The organism is Klebsiella sp. GW_Kp182 (genome assembly GCF_040062275.1).
In the GTDB taxonomy this organism is placed as follows: Bacteria; Pseudomonadota; Gammaproteobacteria; order Enterobacterales; family Enterobacteriaceae; genus Klebsiella; species Klebsiella michiganensis.
The window spans coordinates 140,738-159,709 of the sequence record NZ_JBEAFQ010000008.1; the positions used below are offsets into that span (position 1 = coordinate 140,738).

21 protein-coding genes are annotated in these 18,972 nt (G+C 55.1%); 6 read left to right on the forward strand and 15 right to left on the reverse strand.

From position 1 onward, the window contains the following. Positions 1 to 24: 24 nt before the first annotated feature. The 6 genes from ABLU88_RS10590 to ABLU88_RS10615 form a co-directional block, all read right to left on the reverse strand. Positions 25 to 1,011 carry a TRAP transporter substrate-binding protein gene (locus ABLU88_RS10590; protein WP_014839537.1) on the reverse strand — a complete coding sequence of 329 codons (987 nt, stop codon included), beginning with the start codon at positions 1,009 to 1,011 and terminating at the stop codon, positions 25 to 27. A 304-nt stretch (positions 1,012 to 1,315) separates the two neighbouring features. Then, the gene (gene hemW / locus ABLU88_RS10595) at positions 1,316 to 2,452 is read right to left on the reverse strand and encodes a radical SAM family heme chaperone HemW (RefSeq protein WP_348836475.1); all 1,137 of its coding nucleotides are present in this window, start codon (positions 2,450 to 2,452) and stop codon (positions 1,316 to 1,318) included. Further along, positions 2,445 to 3,038, reverse strand: a complete 594-nt coding sequence (locus ABLU88_RS10600) for an XTP/dITP diphosphatase (RefSeq protein ID WP_004854157.1) — start codon at positions 3,036 to 3,038, stop codon at positions 2,445 to 2,447. The genes hemW and ABLU88_RS10600 overlap by 8 nt, the downstream gene beginning before the upstream one ends. A gap of 12 nt (positions 3,039 to 3,050) precedes the next feature. Beyond that, complete coding sequence (yggU, locus tag ABLU88_RS10605) at positions 3,051 to 3,341, reverse strand: DUF167 family protein YggU (protein ID WP_004854155.1); 291 nt, start codon at positions 3,339 to 3,341, stop codon at positions 3,051 to 3,053. After that, on the reverse strand, positions 3,338 to 3,904 hold the full coding sequence (locus ABLU88_RS10610) for a YggT family protein (protein ID WP_004105714.1): 567 nt from the start codon (positions 3,902 to 3,904) through the stop codon (positions 3,338 to 3,340). Before ABLU88_RS10610 ends, yggU begins: the two co-directional genes overlap by 4 nt. Positions 3,905 to 3,921: 17 nt before the next feature. Further along, complete coding sequence (locus ABLU88_RS10615; protein ID WP_025105939.1) at positions 3,922 to 4,626, reverse strand: YggS family pyridoxal phosphate-dependent enzyme; 705 nt, start codon at positions 4,624 to 4,626, stop codon at positions 3,922 to 3,924. Positions 4,627 to 4,642: 16 nt separating this feature from the next. Between ABLU88_RS10615 and ABLU88_RS10620 the strand changes: the two genes are divergently transcribed. After that, complete coding sequence (locus tag ABLU88_RS10620) at positions 4,643 to 5,623, forward strand: type IV pilus twitching motility protein PilT (protein WP_025105940.1); 981 nt, start codon at positions 4,643 to 4,645, stop codon at positions 5,621 to 5,623. A gap of 348 nt (positions 5,624 to 5,971) precedes the next feature. Next, complete coding sequence (locus ABLU88_RS10625; RefSeq protein WP_014226837.1) at positions 5,972 to 6,625, forward strand: LuxR C-terminal-related transcriptional regulator; 654 nt, start codon at positions 5,972 to 5,974, stop codon at positions 6,623 to 6,625. 55 nt (positions 6,626 to 6,680) lie between these two features. On the opposite strand, the gene ruvX is transcribed toward ABLU88_RS10625, so the two are convergent. From ruvX to metK, 8 genes are all read right to left on the reverse strand, one after another. Beyond that, complete coding sequence (ruvX, locus tag ABLU88_RS10630; protein ID WP_348836477.1) at positions 6,681 to 7,097, reverse strand: Holliday junction resolvase RuvX; 417 nt, start codon at positions 7,095 to 7,097, stop codon at positions 6,681 to 6,683. Next, a complete protein-coding gene (locus tag ABLU88_RS10635) occupies positions 7,097 to 7,660 on the reverse strand; it encodes a YqgE/AlgH family protein (protein ID WP_014226835.1) in 564 nt (187 codons plus the stop codon). The genes ruvX and ABLU88_RS10635 overlap by 1 nt, the downstream gene beginning before the upstream one ends. A 176-nt stretch (positions 7,661 to 7,836) precedes the next feature. Continuing rightward, positions 7,837 to 8,784 (reverse strand): glutathione synthase, encoded by a 948-nt coding sequence (gene gshB / locus ABLU88_RS10640; RefSeq protein WP_201993961.1) that lies wholly within the window; start codon positions 8,782 to 8,784, stop codon positions 7,837 to 7,839. A 20-nt stretch (positions 8,785 to 8,804) separates the two neighbouring features. Continuing rightward, the gene (gene rsmE / locus ABLU88_RS10645; RefSeq protein WP_348836479.1) at positions 8,805 to 9,536 is read right to left on the reverse strand and encodes a 16S rRNA (uracil(1498)-N(3))-methyltransferase; all 732 of its coding nucleotides are present in this window, start codon (positions 9,534 to 9,536) and stop codon (positions 8,805 to 8,807) included. 90 nt (positions 9,537 to 9,626) lie between these two features. Continuing rightward, entirely contained in the window at positions 9,627 to 10,334 is a 708-nt protein-coding gene (gene endA, locus ABLU88_RS10650; protein ID WP_014226832.1) for a deoxyribonuclease I, read from the reverse strand. Positions 10,335 to 10,428: 94 nt separating this feature from the next. Beyond that, entirely contained in the window at positions 10,429 to 10,929 is a 501-nt protein-coding gene (locus tag ABLU88_RS10655; protein WP_025105942.1) for a SprT family zinc-dependent metalloprotease, read from the reverse strand. A gap of 75 nt (positions 10,930 to 11,004) precedes the next feature. Further along, entirely contained in the window at positions 11,005 to 12,399 is a 1,395-nt protein-coding gene (locus ABLU88_RS10660) for a sugar porter family MFS transporter (protein WP_004854145.1), read from the reverse strand. Positions 12,400 to 12,776: 377 nt separating this feature from the next. Beyond that, on the reverse strand, positions 12,777 to 13,931 hold the full coding sequence (gene metK / locus ABLU88_RS10665) for a methionine adenosyltransferase (RefSeq protein WP_014226830.1): 1,155 nt from the start codon (positions 13,929 to 13,931) through the stop codon (positions 12,777 to 12,779). Positions 13,932 to 14,398: 467 nt separating this feature from the next. On the opposite strand from metK, the gene ABLU88_RS10670 reads away from it, so the two are divergent. The 4 genes from ABLU88_RS10670 to speB all read left to right on the forward strand — a co-directional run bounded on the left by ABLU88_RS10670 (position 14,399) and on the right by speB (position 17,882). After that, entirely contained in the window at positions 14,399 to 14,548 is a 150-nt protein-coding gene (locus ABLU88_RS10670) for a hypothetical protein (protein ID WP_155774231.1), read from the forward strand. An 85-nt stretch (positions 14,549 to 14,633) separates the two neighbouring features. Continuing rightward, the gene (yqgB, locus tag ABLU88_RS10675; protein ID WP_075210876.1) at positions 14,634 to 14,765 is read left to right on the forward strand and encodes an acid stress response protein YqgB; all 132 of its coding nucleotides are present in this window, start codon (positions 14,634 to 14,636) and stop codon (positions 14,763 to 14,765) included. Between the two features lie 8 nt (positions 14,766 to 14,773). Continuing rightward, complete coding sequence (speA, locus tag ABLU88_RS10680) at positions 14,774 to 16,750, forward strand: biosynthetic arginine decarboxylase (RefSeq protein ID WP_014226827.1); 1,977 nt, start codon at positions 14,774 to 14,776, stop codon at positions 16,748 to 16,750. A 211-nt stretch (positions 16,751 to 16,961) separates the two neighbouring features. Then, on the forward strand, positions 16,962 to 17,882 hold the full coding sequence (gene speB, locus ABLU88_RS10685) for an agmatinase (RefSeq protein WP_004105690.1): 921 nt from the start codon (positions 16,962 to 16,964) through the stop codon (positions 17,880 to 17,882). Positions 17,883 to 18,049: 167 nt separating this feature from the next. On the opposite strand, the gene ABLU88_RS10690 is transcribed toward speB, so the two are convergent. Beyond that, positions 18,050 to 18,808, reverse strand: coding sequence for a M48 family metallopeptidase (locus ABLU88_RS10690; protein ID WP_025105944.1), 759 nt, complete (start codon positions 18,806 to 18,808; stop codon positions 18,050 to 18,052). Positions 18,809 to 18,972 lie beyond the last annotated feature (164 nt).

The following is an 18,972-nucleotide window of genomic DNA, read 5'->3' on the forward strand; positions in this document are numbered from 1 at the left end:
GGCCAGCGGCTGGCCCGCTAAGTGTTATTCGGCGGCAGCTTCAAATTTGGCCAGCAGGGCGGCCTGCTTCGGATCTTTTTTGAACTCATCAAACAGCGGCTGCACGGCGGCGCGGAACGGCGCTTTATCCACTTTGATAATTTCGCCGCCCATGGCTTTGGCCTGCGCGCGGGTGTCGGCATCGATCTTGTCCCACAGTTTTTGCTGATACGCTTCGGAAGCTTTCGCCGCCTTGATCAGGATTTGCTGCTGATCCGGCGTCAATTTGTCCCAGGTTTTACTGGAAATAACGAGGAAATCCGGGATGGACGCATGTTCATCTTCTGAGAACACTTTCGCGATTTCGATATGGCGCGTTTGCACCCAGGAAGGCACGTTGTTCTCCGCGCCGTCCACCACGCCCTGCTGCATGGCGGTATAAACTTCACCAAAGGAAATAGGGGTTGGCGAACCGCCCATTAATTCGACCATTTTTAAGGTTGTCGGGCTGGCCTGGACGCGGATCTTCAATCCTTTTAAATCTTCCGGTTTAGTGATGGGCTTTTTGGCGTAAAAACTGCGGGTCCCGGCAACATAGGCGGAAAGCGCAAAGAATCCTTTATCTTTCGTGGACTCCATAATTTCCTTGCCCACGTCACCAAAGACGACTTTATTGAAGTGATTCTGATCTTTAAACAGGAACGGTAAATTATATATCGCGTAGACGTTATCGAATGATTCCAGATCGCTGGCGGAACCTTTGGTCATATCCAGCGCGCCGTTTTGTAATAGCTCCATCGTTTCGCGCGCGCTGCCCATCTGGCTACTGGGATATATACGAATCTTCATATCACCGTTGGAAAGTTGGTTAACCTCTTTGGACATCGCCTCAAAGGCCTGATGGACAACGTGGCTACGTTCGAGGTTATGTGCCAGTTTTAACGTGACTTTTTCAGCTGCGCTGGCGCCGGAAGCGAGCAGGGCAAGCAGAGATACACACGCCAGAGAACGAGAAAAAGAGAGTTTTTTCATGAGTCGGCTCCATGCACTTAGGGTAATTGGTCAATATCTTAAAGGGTATTCCTTGTTTCTGTATGACATATTATCCTTGTTGTCGTACATCTTTAAGCTGTCTGACTCACACTTTTTCGCAATCAGGCGATCAAATACGTATTTTTGTGCGGTAGGTTATATTTATTTTTAATAAATGAATGTGAATTTATTTTTATTGGAAATGTTGAATTGAGATGATTCGGAAATAGCGATATTGATATTTCGGAAAAAACGAATAATTAATTATCCCGTTATTTTTATAACGGGATAAGCATAGCGAGGTTTATTCGCTGAGGAATAATTCGAGAAGGGAGTTCAAAAAGAGCTTACCGTGCTCGGTAATCTGCCAGCAGCGCTCATCTTCCGTCAGATAGCCCTCAGCAATGGCGGCATCGATTTGCGGACGGATTGTACGCTCATCAAGCCCGGTGTAGCGGCTAAATTCATCTCGCGGCGCCGTTTCCAGCAGGCGGAAACGGTTCATAAAGAACTCGAACGGCTTATCCGCATCTTCCACATCATGCTGGCGCTCCAGATAACGGCCTTCCATATAGCCGCGCGGGTGGCGGGTTTTCGCCGTCCGCAGAATGCGCCCGTCCGGGAAGGTCACTTTGCCGTGCGCGCCGCAGCCAATGCCCAGGTAGTCGCCAAAGCGCCAGTAGTTCAGGTTATGCTGGCACTGATATCCCGGCTTAGCGTAGGCGGAGGTTTCATATTGTTGATAGCCCGCCGCGCTGAGCAGGCCGTGCCCCTGTTCATAAATATCCCACAGCGCGTCGTCGTCCGGCAGGGTCGGCGGACGCGAGCCAAACAGGGTGTTTGGCTCAATGGTCAGCTGATACCAGGAGAGATGCGGCGGATTGAGCGCAATCGCCTGACGCAGGTCGTCCAGCGCCTCTTCCAGAGACTGATCCGGCAGACCGTGCATTAAATCGAGGTTAAAGCTGCGCAGTCCCAGACCGCTTGCCAGGTTTGCCGCGCGTTTGGCTTCCTGCGGCCCGTGGATGCGCCCGAGACGCTGGAGCTTCTGTTCGCTAAAGCTCTGTACGCCGATGGAGATGCGATTAATACCCGCGCGCTGATACTCGACAAAACGATCCGCTTCTACGGTGCCGGGGTTGGCTTCCATCGTGATTTCCGCGTTGTCCGCCAGGGGAAGAGCTTCCCGCACGCCGTCGAGCAGGGTTTGCATCGCCGGGCCTGAGAGCAGGCTCGGCGTACCGCCGCCGATGAAAATAGTCCCGATTTCACGTCCCTGCGCATAGTGGGCGTCGGCCCGCAGATCGTTCAGCAGATGCTGAACGTAGGCGTCGTGCGGTACCTCGCCCTTCAACGCATGCGAGTTGAAATCGCAGTACGGGCATTTTTGCACGCACCACGGGATGTGAATATAGAGGCTCAGGGGCGGCAAATTAGCCATTACGTAAGGCTTCCAGTAACAGTTTGAGCGCGCGTCCGCGGTGGGAAATGGCGCTCTTTTCTTCACGGCTCAGCTCCGCTGCGGTTTTACCTTCCGTCGGAACAAAGAATATCGGGTCGTAACCAAAGCCGCCGCTGCCTGCGGCTTCGCGAGCGATGATGCCCGGCCAGCTGCCGTGGCAAACCAGCGGGGTGGGATCTTCCGCATGGCGCAGATAGACCAGCACGCAGTGGAATTGCGCCTGGCGCCGATCGTCAGGCACGTCGCGCAGCGCATCGAGCAGCTTTTCGAGATTGCGCTGGTCGGTCGCGTCTTCGCCGGAATAGCGGGCGGAATAGATGCCGGGCGCGCCGCCTAACGCATCGACGGCCAGACCTGAGTCATCGGCGATGGCCGGGAGGCCGGTAATCTGCGCGGCATGACGCGCTTTCAGAATGGCGTTTTCGATAAAGGTCAGGCCGGTTTCCTCTGCGGAATCCACGCCCAGTTCGGTTTGCGCCACGATATCGAGGCCAAAATCTGCCAGCAGCGAGGCCAGCTCGCGCACTTTCCCGGGATTACCGGTGGCGAGAACAACTTTTTGCATATGAGATCCTGTTTATTCTTTCAGGGCGGCGACCCCATCGGGGATCTGCTGCGGATGAATGATTTTTATCTGTTTGTGGCGGCCCAGTTCGCCTTTCTCAATAAGCACCTGGCTTTTCGCTACGCGAAACTGTTTGGCGAGGAATTTTACCAGATGGGCGTTGGCCTGGCCGTCAACGGGAGGCGCGGTAATGGCGACTTTAAGCTCGTCGCCATGTAAACCAACGATGCTGTCGCGGCTGGCCTTAGGCTGAATATACAGCCGTAAGACCAACCCATCAGCGCAGGCTTCGACGGCACTCATAGCGCCATCCACAGCCCCGGAAGCAGAACGTTGCCGGTAGCCTGCAACAGTTCGGCGATACCCATGTTGATCACGTACAGCAGCAGAACCAGCACCATCGGCGAGAAATCAATGCCGCCCATCGATGGCAGCAGTCTGCGGATCGGACGCAGCAGCGGATCGGCCAACTGCATCAGGACATATTCCACCGGGCTGCGTCCCTGGCTTACCCAGCTCATGATTGCCATGAGCAGGAGAACCCAGAAAATCAGCGAGCCGACGGTTTTAATGAGGATCAGCAGCGCGGAGATCCAGATAATCGGCTGGAAGGTGACGACCATAAACAGCACGATAGCTTTCACGACGCAGAGAATAAAGGCGACCAGCAGGGAGGCGCTGTCGAGCGGCCCCATCGCCGGGATAATGCGGCGCAGCGGCCCAACGACAGGCTGCGTAGCCTTGACCACGAACTGCGAAAACGGGTTATAAAAGTCGCAGCGCGCCCACTGCATCCAGACGCGTAACAACACGACCATTGTGTAAAGCTCAATGACCGTTGAGAGCAGGAAAGTCAACGTCTTCATGGCGTTCCTCAGATTCCTTATTTTTTGCTGTAGTCGCGCGCGCCGAAAATTGCGGTTCCGATGCGCACCATAGTGCTTCCCGCCGCGATGGCGGCTTCCATATCATCCGACATTCCCAGCGACAACGTATCGACGGTAGGGTAGTGCGTTTTTAGCCGCGCAAATGCTACCGCCATTTGTTGGGCGACGGCAAACTGCCTTACATATTCTGACTCTGGCGCGGGAATGGCCATTAAACCGCGCAGCTGCAGATTCGGCAGTTTCGCGATCTCTGCCGCCAGCGCGTCCAGCTCGTCAACGGGAATGCCCGACTTGCTCTGCTCATCGCTAATATTTATTTGAATCAGTACGTTAAGCGGCGGCATTTGCGCAGGTCGCTGTTCGCTAAGGCGCATGGCGATCTTCAGGCGATCGACGGTATGGCACCAGTCAAAATGCTCGGCCACCAGACGGCTTTTATTGGACTGCAGCGGCCCTATAAAGTGCCACTGTAGCCCGGTTGCGCCCTTTTCCTGAAAGTAGCGGATTTTCTCCACCCCTTCCTGAACATAATTTTCGCCAAACGCGACCTGGCCTGCGGCCATCGCTTCTTCGATAGCGCCCGCAGGTTTCGTTTTACTGACTGCAAGCAATGTAACTTCTTCTGGAGCACGGCCGCAGCGTGCGGCAGCGGCTGAGATTTTGTCCCGGACCTGTGCCAGGTTATGCGCAATATCGTTCATATACCGAGGATGAGTTATGGAACTGGAAGAAATAGTGGCCCTTAGTGTAAAGCATAACGTCTCCGATCTACACCTGTGCAATGCTTCAACACCGCGCTGGCGTCGCCAGGGCAAGCTTGAGCCCGCGCCGTTTACCTCTCCGGATATTGGCAAGATACTCGCTGATTGGCTCAACGCCGAGCAGCTCGCCCAGTGGCAGGCCTGCGGACAGGTCGATTTCGCGCTGGCTCCGGCCGGCGGACCGCGCCTGCGCGCCAGCGCATTTGTCCACAACCGCGGTCTGTCGCTGGCCCTGCGTCTGCTGGCGGAAACCTGTCCGCAGCTGGCGGATCTCGGCGCGCCGGCCGCCTTAACGGAGCTGCTCAATGAGGAGAGCGGGCTTATCCTGGTCACGGGCGCCACCGGTAGCGGGAAATCCACCACCCTGGCGGCGATGGTGGGCTATCTTAATCAGCGCCTCAATGGCCATATCCTGACGCTGGAAGATCCGGTTGAGTTTATTCACCGCAGCGAGCGCTGCCTGATCCAGCAGCGGGAAATAGGTCGCCACTGCCCCTCATTTGCCGCGGCCCTGCGCGCTGCGCTGCGTCAGGACCCGGATGTCATTCTGCTAGGGGAACTGCGTGACAGCGAAACGATCCGCCTGGCACTGACCGCGGCGGAGACCGGACATCTGGTTATGGCGACGCTGCATACGCGCGGCGCGGCACAGGCGGTTGAAAGGCTGGTGGATGTTTTTCCTGCCCATGAGAAAGAGCAGGTTCGTAGCCAGCTGGCGGGAAGTTTATGCGCGGTGCTGGCACAAAAATTGTTTCCGGATACTGCTGGCGGAAGAGTTGCGCTATACGAGCTTTTGGTTAATACCCCGGCGGTGGCGAATTTGATCCGCGAGGGGAAAACGCATCAGCTGCCCGGCGTGATGCAAACCGGGCAGCAATTCGGGATGCAAACTTTTACGCAAAGCTTTCAGCAACGTACGGCTGCGGGTCTTTTATAGCTGCATCTTTTATATTCAGACATCATACCAATGGCTTGTTATGATAATGTTTTATTAATGTTTGGTATCATTATTTTATATTACAAATAAGTACCTAAAATTAAGCCGAATAATGCACGCTATGAAAAACGAATTGACATAAACCTCCCATAACCAGGAAAAAAGTTTGATAATCTTTTGACTCTCTTAAGGCATTCGATTTATGCTGTTTACAGGGATAGGAAAATTCCCATGGAATAATGTTTCAAGGTGTAAGTTTGGTTTGAATTTATAAATACACCAGCGATCGTATTCTTGTTAATTCATTTAACCGCTATGAAGGCGGGAATCAACTAAGGAGAGTTTTAAGTGATTAATTTATCTGAGAATTCGGCTTTTTCTCACCAGGTTACTTTTATTACTCACCCCTCTATTCAAAGCAAAGCATTCGCAACCTGGCTGGCTGAGAAGTTATCTGCATCAGTCGTTCTGCAAAATATTAACAAACCCCTCGCGCAGCGTCTTTTGAAAGATTCTGTAATATTATTTGATATTGCAGTTTCAAATAAAAAGTTGAATAGCGTATGGCGTGACATTATTCGTCTGCAGGCGGATAACCCCCGTTTATTGATTATCAATAGCGCGCAAAAGTATGAGCTCTACGAAATGGCGCAGTGGCCAGCGCTGTACGGCGTTTTCCGTCATGACGATGATGAATCGCGCTTAATTGAGGGCGTTAAGGCTGTGCTGAACGGCGAACAGACGGCTGAATTGAGCGTGATGCACCCGGCGATGTATGCTGCGGATCATGTATCGGCGCCTGCGGAAAATTCACCGCTGACCGAGCGTGAATGTGAAATCCTGAATGAACTTCGCTGCGGGGCGACCAATCTGGATATTGCCCGCGCGCTGTTTATCAGTGAAAACACGGTGCGTACCCATCTGTACAACGTGTTCCGTAAGCTAAGCGTGAAGAACCGGACTCAGGCGGTCAGCTGGGCGAATGAGCATTTGCGCCACTAAAAATGAAATCAGGATGATGGCGCCTGCCGCTGCGGTAGGGCGCCATCATTGATGTTCAGAAACTTTGCTCGAAGTAGCTTTCCAGAATAATGACTGCAGAAGCGGAATCCACGCTGCCTTTATTGAGCGCCCGGAATCCACCGTGTTCGAATAGCCCGGCTCTGGCTTCAATCGTGCTCAGACGTTCATCATGCAGGGTTATTTGCACGCCGAAGCGGCCGTGGATTTTATTCGCGAAGTTGCGTGCGCGCGCGGTGAGGGGCTGTTCCGTACCGTCCATATTCAGCGGCAGGCCGACAATCACGGCTTCGGGCTGCCACTCTTTCAGCAGCTTTTCGATAATATTCCAGTCAGGCTTACCGTCCTGCGCTTTCAACGCGGGAAGGGGGCGGGCAGTGCCTGTGATGCGCTGCCCTACGGCGACGCCAATGCTTTTGGTGCCAAAATCAAAGCCTAAAAAAGTGCCGCTCATTACGCATGCCCCGCTTCGGCTGGCATCGTCACGATATCGATGCCAATGAGCTTCGCAGCATCGCGCCAGCGGTCAGCTATCGGCGTGCTGAACAAAATATTCCGATCGGCCGGCGCGGTGAGCCAGGCGTTATCCAGAATCTCTTGCTCCAGCTGGCCTTTCTCCCAAGAGGCATAGCCCAGCGCAACCAGCACGTTGTCCGGCTGTTTATCCGTACCCAGCGTTTCGAGCACGTCGCGGGAGGTGGTGATCACCGTGTTATCGGAAATACGAATGCTGGAAGAAAAGTCGGAAGGCGGCGAATGCAGTATAAAACCCCGATCCTCGGCCAGCGGGCCGCCAACCATCACCGGTTTATCCAGGCGAATCTCGGGATTGCGCGGTTCAGGCGTGATTTTTAACTTCTCCAGGATCCCTTCAACCTGCAGATTTTCCATCGGCTTATTGATGATGATGCCCATGGCACCGTCATCGTTATACTCGCAGATATAGACTACGGAGCGACGGAACATCGGGTCCTGGAGAGCAGGCATGGCAATTAGAAAGTGATGCTGTAAATTCATTGTCAGAGGTTCTGTTCCTGGTTCAAAAAAGCAGCACCCAGTATGCGGGTAAAGCAAGGGAGTGTCGATTCACTTTATCTTGCAGGCTCAAGGCGCGTTGTCGGTATGAACCTGAGCGTGAATCTCCTGAGCTGGCTCCAGGCTACAGGCGCTGGCCTGTAGCCTGAATAAGCGCTTTATTTATTGAGGCGCTTCTCGATGGCATCCATCAGCATCCCGGTAATGGAAATCGGGAAGGCGGCTTCGATTTCACGTACGCAGGTGGGGCTGGTGACGTTAATCTCCGTCAGGCGATCGCCAATGATATCCAGACCGACGAAGATTAAGCCTTTGGCCTTCAGCGTCGGGCCCACGCGGCGGGCGATAGCCCAGTCGCTTTCGGTCAGCGGGCGCGCTTCGCCACGACCACCGGCCGCAAGGTTACCGCGGGTTTCGCCGCCCTGCGGGATACGGGCCAGGCAGTAAGGAACCGGCTCGCCGTCAACCACCAGCACGCGCTTATCGCCATCTTTAATGGCCGGCAGATAGTTCTGCGCCATGCAGTAGCGGCTGCCCAGCTCGGTTAGCGTCTCGGTAATCACGCCGAGGTTGGGGTCACCCTCTTTAACGCGGAAAATGGAGGTGCCGCCCATACCGTCCAGCGGTTTGAGAATGACATCGCCATGTTTTTCCCAGAAGGCTTTCAGCTGGGCTTTATTACGGGTGACCAGCGTTTCCGGGGTCAGCTCGGAGAACCAGGCGGTAAACAGCTTTTCGTTACAGTCGCGCAGGCTCTGCGGCTTATTGACGATCAGCGTGCCTTGCTCTTCGGCGCGTTCGAGGATGTAGGTCGCGTAGATAAACTCGGTATCGAACGGCGGATCTTTACGCATCAGAATGACGTCAAGGTCCGCCAGATGCAGATCCTGTTCGCCGTTGAACGCGTACCATTTATCGTAGTTCTGCTCGACGCTCAGCTTACGCGTACGAGCGCGGGCTTCGCCGTTGATTAAGTACAGATCGTTCATCTCCATATAATGGAGTTCATAGCCGCGACGCTGCGCCTCCAGCAACATGGCGAAGCTGGTGTCTTTCTTGATGTTGATGGTTGCGATGGGGTCCATCACGATGCCGAGCTTAATCATTGTTCTTCTCCGTTAACGCTTCAACCTAAGTCGCCAAAACGCACCTGCAGGGCGGTAATGGCAGTGAGCGCAGTTGTCTCTGTACGCAGAACGCGCGGTCCCAACAGGATATCAGTAAACCGGTAGCGAGCGGTCATCGCTATCTCTTCTGCCGAAAGCCCGCCTTCCGGGCCAATCAGCAGCCGGATACGTTCGACCGGCAGCGGCAGCGTATTAATGCTGGCGCTGGCGCGAGGGTGCAAATTAAGCTTCAGGCCCTCGTCCTGCTCCGCGCACCAGGCTTCAAGCTGCATGGCAGGGCGGATCTCCGGCACCACGTTGCGGCCGCTTTGCTCGCAGGCGGCAATAGCGATTTTTTGCCACTGCTGGATCTTCTTCTGCAAACGTTCGGCGTCCAGTTTAACGCCACAGCGCTCGGAAAACAGTGGCGTTATGAGGCTTACGCCAAGTTCGATCGATTTCTGGATGGTGAATTCCATTTTTTCGCCGCGGGACATCACCTGGCCTAAATGGATATGCAGCGGGGATTCACGGTTATCCATTTTGCTGCTCTGAACGTCAACCAGAACGTTTTTCTTACCTGCCTCGACAATGACCGCCTCGAAGACCTGATTGCTGCCGTCAAAAAGCTCAATTGTCTGGCCTTTACCCTTGCGTAAAACGCGACCGACGTGGTTGGCCGCGTCGTCGGAAAGAGCTATCTGGCTACCCGTGGTAATCGGTTCCGGGTGATGGATGCGAGGAATGCGCATGCTTGATATTCCGTTCTTTGCGCAGATATTCTCCTCCCCATGACAGGGGAAGGAGTGAAGCTGCAAATTAACAATTGCCGCTAGTGTAGGTTAGCTCTTTTGCGCCTGGCAAGCCTGCAGGACGTAAGGATTATGGTTGCCCTGAACTTTTGCAATACGCGCGTCGCGTTCGCACTCCCAGGTTGTTACCGGGTACAGCTTATCCCAGGCGGTAAACAGCTGGGTTTGCTGGCGGGAAAGATTGAGCTGGTAGCGGTCGCGCATATAGAAGTAGGTTCTGGCGATAGCGCCCCGGGCGCGAGCCGGCGGCTCGGCAACTTTATCTTTAAAATCAACCTTCATCGCGCACTGGCCGTACTGGCCTTCGCCGCCGTTCCACTGGCTGTACATAAAGTTGGCGCGGTCGCCGTTGACCTCACCGACCGCCGGCTGCAGGTTATGCATGTCGCTTTCCATCTTGCGGTATTCCGGATCTTTAGCGCAGTTTTTACGCCCGCCGTCCTGCCAGCATTGACGCTGATGGCCAAACTGCCACGCGGGAACCACATGCTCCCACTCGACCCGGCTGGCGCGATTTTCATTTTTACGCACTTTATAGCCACAAGATTCCAGGTCGATAACCCCCTTTTTTCCCTGCCAGTTGATTTTACAGCCGCAGTAGAAATCGCCGGGGGCGTCGGCATTGACCTTGACCCCAGCGGTCTTGGCCTGAGAAAAACTGTTGATTCCTTCCGCTGCAAGCGGTGCGCATACCGCCGCGCTGAGAAACGCGGCAGCAAAAATATGAATACGGGACATCGTTAACTCCGTGTCAAAACGAGCCCGCAACGTATCGAATGTGATTGCCAGACGCAATCAGTCAGATCAGAAAATTTCCAGTTATTTCCGGAGATTACTTTTCCGCCACCAGAACATCTCCGCAGCGCACGCAGCGATAGGTGGCCTCCCCGCGCATCACGCGATTGTGGCGGCGGACGGTAAGCTGGTGCTGCTGGCACTGGCAGCGGTAGGGGAAGGTATTTTTACGCACTGAATCGAGTTCGAAACGATGGGTGCGCAGAGCCGGAACGCCCAGCACGCTTTCCATCATCCATTTCCACTCTTTGCCGTGCGGCGCCACGCGGCCAAAGTGCTTCCATACCAGCAGGTGGGCCAGCTCGTGCGGCACTACTTCATCAATAAACGCCTGCTGGTTTTCCAGCAGCAGCACCGGGTTAAGGCGGATTTCATTTTTCTCCAGCCAGGCGGTACCGGCGGAGGTTCCCCGCTGCTGATAAACCAGCACCGGTTCAGGGTAATGTCGTTCCAGCTTGAGGTTCGCTTTGGCAAGATTTTCCCGCAGGCTGCGCATAACGGCCTGTTGAAGGGCAATGGGAATTCGGGGTGTTTTCATAGCGCCAGAGGATAGTGCGGCGGGATGAGGAGAGCAAGAAGAAGCTTCCTCCCGGGAAGGAGGAAGCGGGTTAGTCTAGTCGCGCGCGCCGATTTCGCGCAGCTTACGGCCTTTCATCAGGTTACGTTCGATATGTTCCAGCGAAACGTTTTTGGTTTCCGGGATCAGCCACAGGGTCAGGAAGATGAACAGGATGTTCAGGCCGCCATAGACCCAGAAGGTGTTGGCGCTGCCCAGCGAGTTCAGCATGGTCAGGAAGGTCGCGCCGACGATCATGTTGGCAATCCAGTTGGTGGCCGTTGAGCAGGTGATACCGAAATCACGCCCTTTCAGCGGCTGGATTTCGGAGCACAGCACCCAAATCAGCGGGCCGGCGCTCATCGCAAAGCCAACGATAAACATCAGCAGCATCAGGACGGCAAAGTACTGCGCCGTGGCGGAGTGGATGCCGATATGCATCATGCTGCCCAGTACGCCCATGCCGAGCGCCATAACGATAAAGCCGAGGATCAGCGTCGGCTTACGGCCCCAGCGGTCAACCAGTCCGATGGCGATAAAGGTCGCCAGAACGTTGGTCAGCCCCACGATGACGGTTCCCCACATCTGTTCGGTGGTGTTGGTATAGCCCGCCAGTTCAAAAATCTTCGGCGCGTAGTACATGATGACGTTCATACCGGTGAACTGTTGCATCACCTGCAGCAGGACGCCGAGGAATACCGCACGGCGGAAGTTGCTGTTTTCTTTAAACAGCGACCAGCCGGACTGTTTTACCTTCAGGCTTTCGCGGATCTCATCCAGCTCGCGTTTCGCTTCAGCGCTGGTGTCGCGCAGGCGCAGCAGGACGCGTTCGGCGTCGACAAAGCGGCGCTTAGCGGCAAACCAGCGCGGGCTGTCAGGCAGGAAAACCACGCCAATCAGCAACAGCACCGCCGGGATAATAATCACCCCGAGCATCCAGCGCCAGGCGCCGCTGTAGCTGAATGCCGTATCGGAAAGATAGGCGCCGAGAATACCAATGGTAATCATCAGCTGATACATCGAAATCATGCTGCCGCGGATTTTTTCCGGGGCGATTTCAGACAGATACAGCGGGGCGGTGTAGGAGGCGACGCCCACGGCCAGGCCGAGCAGCACGCGGGAGAGCAGCAGCACTTCCACGTTCGGTGCGGCGGCGGAGAACAGCGAGCCGGCAACGAACAGGATGGCGCCAATCATCAGGCTTTTTTTACGCCCGAGTTTGAAGGAGAGCCAGCCGCTGCCCACCGCGCCGACGGCGGCGCCGAACATCATAGAGCTGACCACCCACTCCTGAGTGTGGGCGCTTATCTGGAACTCGTTGGCAATAAAGGGTAAGGCACCCGCAATAACACCGATATCAAGGCCGAACAGCAGGCCAGCCAGTGCGGCGAGGAAACAGACAAAGAACGTCATCGTCTTGTTGGAACGCCCTTGTTTTTTGTTGTCAGGCATAACGCCCTCCGGTTGAGTTATTGATCTTGTCGATGCGTAGGGTAGGTAAATACGTCGTAAAAAAATGTGATAGTAATCACGGCTGTGTAATCGGTTACACTAGAGTAAAGAAACGTAATGACTATAAACGCATTTAAATCAGTATATTAATTAAGTTTAGCTCAAGAAATTAAAAGCGCTAATCGGACTTTACTGAAATATTGTGTAACAAAGTGAAGTCTTATTACATTTTGCATGCAATAACGGAAAAGGTTTGCTCTGCATATGATGTAATCGCTTCCATAAAAGGGAGTTGCAGGCGGTATGCCGGGCGGCTGAGGGGCGTAAAATAAAAAGGCCAGCGCGAGGCTGGCCTTGAAAGCGAGGAGAGCGGCGTCTTATTTCAGACCGGACGCTTCGCGCAGCTGGGCCGCTTTGTCGGTTTTTTCCCACGGGAAATGCTCGCGGCCAAAGTGGCCGTATGCCGCCGTCTCTTTGTAGATCGGGTGCAGCAGATCCAGCATCTGAATCAGGCCATACGGACGCAGGTCAAAGAACTCGCGCACCAGCAGGGTCAGCTGCTCAGAAGGCACTTTTTCGGTACCGAAGGTTTCAACCATGATTGAAGTTGGCTCCGCCACGCCGATGGCGTAGGAAACCTGGATTTCGCAACGATCGGCCAGGCCAGCGGCAACGATGTTTTTCGCCACATAGCGCGCCGCATAGGCCGCAGAACGGTCCACTTTAGACGGATCTTTACCGGAGAAAGCGCCGCCACCGTGACGAGCCATGCCGCCGTAGGTATCAACGATGATTTTACGCCCGGTCAGGCCGCAGTCGCCCATGGGGCCGCCGATAACAAAACGGCCGGTTGGGTTGATAAAGAATTTGGTCGCGCTATTCAGCCACTCGGTCGGCAGAACCGGTTTGATGATCTCTTCCATCACCGCTTCCTGCAGCGATTTCTGATCGATGCTTTCGGCGTGCTGTGTGGAGAGAACGACCGCATCAATACCAACAACTTTGCCGTCGTCGTACTGGAAGGTGACCTGGCTTTTCGCATCCGGGCGCAGCCACGGCAGGGTGCCGTTTTTACGCACTTCAGCCTGACGCTGCACCAGACGGTGCGCATAGGTGATCGGCGCCGGCATCAGCACGTCGGTTTCGTTAGTGGCGTAGCCAAACATCAGGCCCTGGTCGCCCGCGCCCTGTTCCAGCGGATCGGCACGGTCAACGCCCTGGTTGATGTCCGGAGACTGTTTACCGATGGCGCTCAGCACCGCGCAGGAGTTGGCGTCAAAGCCCATATCGGAATGCACGTAGCCAATTTCACGGACCGTGTTGCGGGTGATCTCTTCGATATCAACCCATGCGCTGGTGGTGATTTCACCACCGACCAGAACCATACCGGTTTTGACGTAGGTTTCACATGCTACGCGCGCTTTCGGATCCTGTTCGAGGATCGCATCCAGCACGGCGTCGGAGATTTGGTCAGCAATTTTGTCGGGATGCCCTTCTGATACGGACTCTGACGTAAAGAGGTGTTTTGCCATGTTTTATTTCACCTGTGGACGATTCGGGTAGCTCATACTGTTGTGTAGAATGGCTTTGACGGATGACTCTACCAAAGCTTGCAGGTAGTGACACGAGCAGTCTGAGTGTTAATCAGTATAGATGGATTAACTTCTGGACGGCTATTTTAGGGCAGTTCTTGACCCCATTTCCAGCCTTTTTTGATATTCGTCGCATTTATAGAAAAAGGGCAGTGGCAATTTTTCCTGACAATACCCGGCAACGCGCATATTTTTATTTTGCTTTTTACCCCGCTTCTCGGTATAAAACGCCGCGCGCGGCTCATTAAAACAGCGCACGAGCACTCACCTCGTGACGCCACTTCCAGCCGGGTTAAGCAGTCTCTATTGACAGAGTCCCGCAGCGGCGTTTTCGCTGGCTGTCCGGAACCTATAGCTTTGGCTTGTCGCTGGCCCGACTCGGGGCAGTGTGGAGGTGATACCAGATAATGAACCCACGTTTTTCGCCTGATTCGTCGCGTCGTTCCGTCGCGCGTCACTACTCCTCAATCCGCATCTCTCTCATGCAAACCAGCCGATGTTCTACCCATCTCGGCGCTTCTCAGGATTCCCGGGCCGGCAGGCTGCTGGAAAACTGAACAAGGGCGCTCTTGCGATAGCAAGGGTTTTCTCGTGGTTTCTCCGGACTGTCATACTCCGTTCGGGTACGTGTTTTACGATGATATGAATAAGAAACCGGTCGCTCAGCCGCAAGACCAGCACTATCTACTGGGATTTCGGACTGTTTATGGGTTGTTATCGCTTCTTCGGATTGCGATAGTAGTCAACTGTTTTACACTTGTTACTAAAATTTGAGGTTCGCTATGTCTGACGACATGTCTTTATCTTCGCCTTCGTCAGCAGGCGATCACGGTGTACTACGTTCTATGCAGGAGGTTGCGATGAGCTCCCAGGAAGCCAGCAAGATGCTACGTACTTACAATATTGCCTGGTGGGGTAATAACTACTACGACGTTAACGAACTGGGCCATATTAGCGTCTGCCCGGATCCTGACGTCCCGGAAGCGCGCGTTGACCTTGCCGAGCTGGTGAAAGCGCGTGAAGCTCAGGGGCAGCGCCTGCCTGCGCTGTTCTGCTTCCCGCAGATTTTGCAGCACCGCCTGCGTTCGATTAACGCCGCCTTTAAACGCGCGCGCGAATCTTATGGCTATAACGGTGACTACTTTCTGGTTTATCCGATCAAGGTTAACCAGCATCGCCGCGTGATTGAATCGCTGATCCACTCCGGCGAGCCGCTGGGCCTGGAAGCTGGCTCCAAGGCCGAGCTGATGGCGGTACTGGCGCACGCCGGTATGACCCGCAGCGTGATTGTCTGTAACGGTTATAAAGACCGTGAATATATCCGCCTGGCGCTGGTGGGCGAAAAGATGGGCCACAAGGTCTATCTGGTCATCGAGAAAATGTCCGAAATCGCCATCGTGCTGGAAGAGGCCGAGCGGCTGAACGTGGTGCCGCGTCTCGGCGTGCGCGCGCGTCTGGCTTCGCAGGGCTCCGGTAAGTGGCAGTCCTCCGGCGGCGAAAAATCCAAATTTGGCCTCGCGGCGACCCAGGTTCTGCAGCTGGTTGAAATTCTGCGCTCAGCCGGGCATCTGGACAGCCTGCAGCTGCTGCACTTCCACCTTGGCTCGCAGATGGCCAATATTCGCGATATCGCCACCGGCGTGCGTGAATCGTCGCGTTTCTACGTTGAGCTGCACAAGCTGGGCGTGAATATTCAGTGCTTCGACGTTGGCGGCGGTCTCGGCGTCGACTATGAAGGGACCCGTTCGCAGTCCGACTGCTCGGTGAACTATGGCCTGAACGAATACGCCAACAACATCATCTGGGCGATTGGCGATGCCTGTGAAGAGAACGGCCTGCCGCACCCGACGGTGATCACCGAATCCGGCCGCGCGGTCACGGCGCACCACACCGTGCTGGTATCGAATATTATCGGTGTTGAGCGTAACGAATATACCGAGGCGACCCCGCCCGCGGAAGACGCCGCGCGTCCGCTGCAAAGCATGTGGGAAACCTGGCAGGAGATGCAGGAAACCGGCAATCGCCGCTCGCTGCGCGAATGGCTGCACGACAGCCAGATGGATCTGCACGATATTCATATCGGCTACTCCTCCGGCACCTTTAATCTTCAGGAGCGCGCCTGGGCCGAGCAGCTGTATCTCAATATGTGCCATGAAGTGCAGAAACAGCTCGATCCCAGCAACCGCGCGCATCGCCCAATTATCGACGAACTGCAGGAGCGTATGGCGGATAAGATCTACGTCAACTTCTCCCTGTTCCAGTCGATGCCGGACGCCTGGGGTATCGATCAGCTATTCCCGGTGATGCCGCTGGAAGGGCTGAATATGGTGCCGGAACGCCGCGCGGTGCTGCTGGATATCACCTGCGACTCCGACGGCGCGATTGACCACTATGTGGATGGCGACGGTATTGCGACCACCATGCCGATGCCGGAATACGATCCGGATAACCCGCCGATGCTGGGCTTCTTTATGGTAGGCGCCTACCAGGAGATCCTCGGCAATATGCACAACCTGTTCGGCGATACGGAAGCCGTCGACGTGTTTGTCTTCCCTGACGGCAGCGTCGAAGTGGAGCTGTCTGATGAAGGGGATACCGTCGCGGATATGCTGCAGTACGTGCAGCTCGATCCGAACACGCTGTTGACCCAGTTCCGCGATCAGGTGAAAAAGACCGATCTCGACGCTGACCTGCAGCAGCAGTTCCTTGAAGAGTTCGAGGCCGGTTTATACGGCTACACTTATCTGGAAGACGAGTGATCTATGCCCTCTCCGTAGCGGAGAGGGAAGAGGGAGAGAGAGGCCTGGTTCACCACTTGCCAGACTCACTTGAACGCGTAGACATTTACGGCGATAATTCGGCCAACTAAGCAGTAAACTTATTCAAACCCTTCCTCGTCGGGCCTAACGACGCGGAAGGGTTTTTTTATATTTGTATTTCAATACAACGACTGTAAAAGAGGTCATACCCATGAGCACCTTAGGTCATCAATACGATAACTCCCTGGTATCCAACGCATTTGGTTTTCTGCGTCTACCGATGAATTTCATGCCGTACGACAGCGATGCGGACTGGGTCATCACCGGCGTACCGTTTGATATGGCGACCTCCGGACGCGCGGGCGGCCGTCATGGCCCGGCGGCGATCCGCCAGGTGTCGACGAACCTTGCGTGGGAGCACAACCGCTTCCCGTGGAATTTTGACATGCGCGAGCGCCTGAACGTCGTGGACTGCGGCGATCTGGTTTACGCCTTTGGCGACGCGCGTGAAATGAGTGAAAAGCTGCAGGCCCACGCGGAAAAACTGCTGGCGGCAGGAAAACGCATGCTCTCTTTTGGCGGCGACCACTTTGTGACGCTGCCGCTGCTGCGCGCTCATGCGAAGCACTTTGGCAAAATGGCGCTGGTGCATTTCGACGCCCATACCGATACCTACGCCAATGGCTGCGAATTTGACCACGGCACCATGTTCTACACCGCGCCCAACGAAGGTCTGATCGATCCGCATCATTCGGTGCAGATCGGTATCCGTACCGAGTTTGATAAAGACAACGGCTTCACGGTGCTGGATGCGGGCCAGGTAAACGATCGCAGCGTTGACGATGTGATTGCGCAGGTGAAACAGATCGTCGGCGATATGCCGGTGTACCTGACCTTTGATATCGACTGCCTGGATCCGGCGTTTGCCCCGGGTACCGGTACGCCGGTGATCGGCGGCCTGACCTCCGATCGTGCGATCAAGCTGGTGCGCGGCCTGAAGGATCTGAACATCGTCGGCATGGACGTGGTGGAAGTCGCTCCGGCCTACGACCAGTCCGAAATCACCGCCCTGGCGGCGGCGACGCTGGCGCTGGAAATGCTCTACATTCAGGCGGCGAAAAAAGGCGAATAATCAGGTCGCTCACAGCGTGCGTTTTCCTCGAACGACCTGGAGGCGCAGTGCTTGCACCGGCCTAAGAATGAGTGCAGGTTGTGTTGCCGGGTAAGGTGTGAGCCGCTACCCGGCATACCGATAAGCTCCCCCAATTCTGTTTGTTATGCCACTTGGGGAGCCGGGGCTTACTTAATCCCGTCGGCCTTCATGCGATCGCGGATATGCTGAGCGCGTGCTTCCGATGCCGGGTGGTCATCAAACATGGAGCTTTGGCGTCCGGCTTCCAGCTGCGCCAGTTTCTCGAAGCTGGTGGCAAGTCCTGCCGGATTAATGCCGCGCTTGCGCAGCAGATCGTACGAGTAGTCGTCCGCTTCCGATTCCTGACGCTGGGAGAACTGCGAGTTCACCAGCTTCTCGCCCAGATCGCCCAGCTGCGACTGCGACAGGCTGCCGACGATGCCGCCCGCGGAGGCCGCCGCCGCGCGTACCGCGTTGGTGCCCAGCGCTACCTGCATCCCTTTCTTCACGTGGCCCAGCGCGACGTGACCCATTTCGTGGCCGATAACCGCTTCGACTTCATTATCATTCATCAAATCCATCAGTCCGCTGTAAACGCGGATGCAGCCGTTAGCCATGGCGAAGGCGTTAACGTCTTTAGTTTGATACACCTTGTAGTTCACCGGCTGGCCGTTGATGTTGTCCCCCAGCGCGGCGGCGATTTTACTCAGGCGTTTGCTGTATTCACTGCTGGCAGGCGCGATAGTCGCTTTCGCATCCATCTCCTGACAGGCTTTGTCGCTTAAGGTTTTCACCTGCTCGTCGCTAAGCGAATAAGCCTGGAAAGCCTCTGCGCCGGAGCTAAGCAGGCCGTTGGAATCCATGTTCTGGCATCCGGTAAGCGTGGCTGCGATCCCAAGGGCAAGAAGAGCTGAGCGAATTTTCATTTTTTTATCTTCCACAATCTTATGGTTATTTATCCGAAAAAACGGCGATGGCTGCCTGCCGTATCCTGTGCAAATTATAAATACTATATGAGAATGCGGGCGAGAGGATTACGCCGTAGCACAACGTGTTCCAGAGATTTCTTAAACGGCAAAAGGATGCTCCA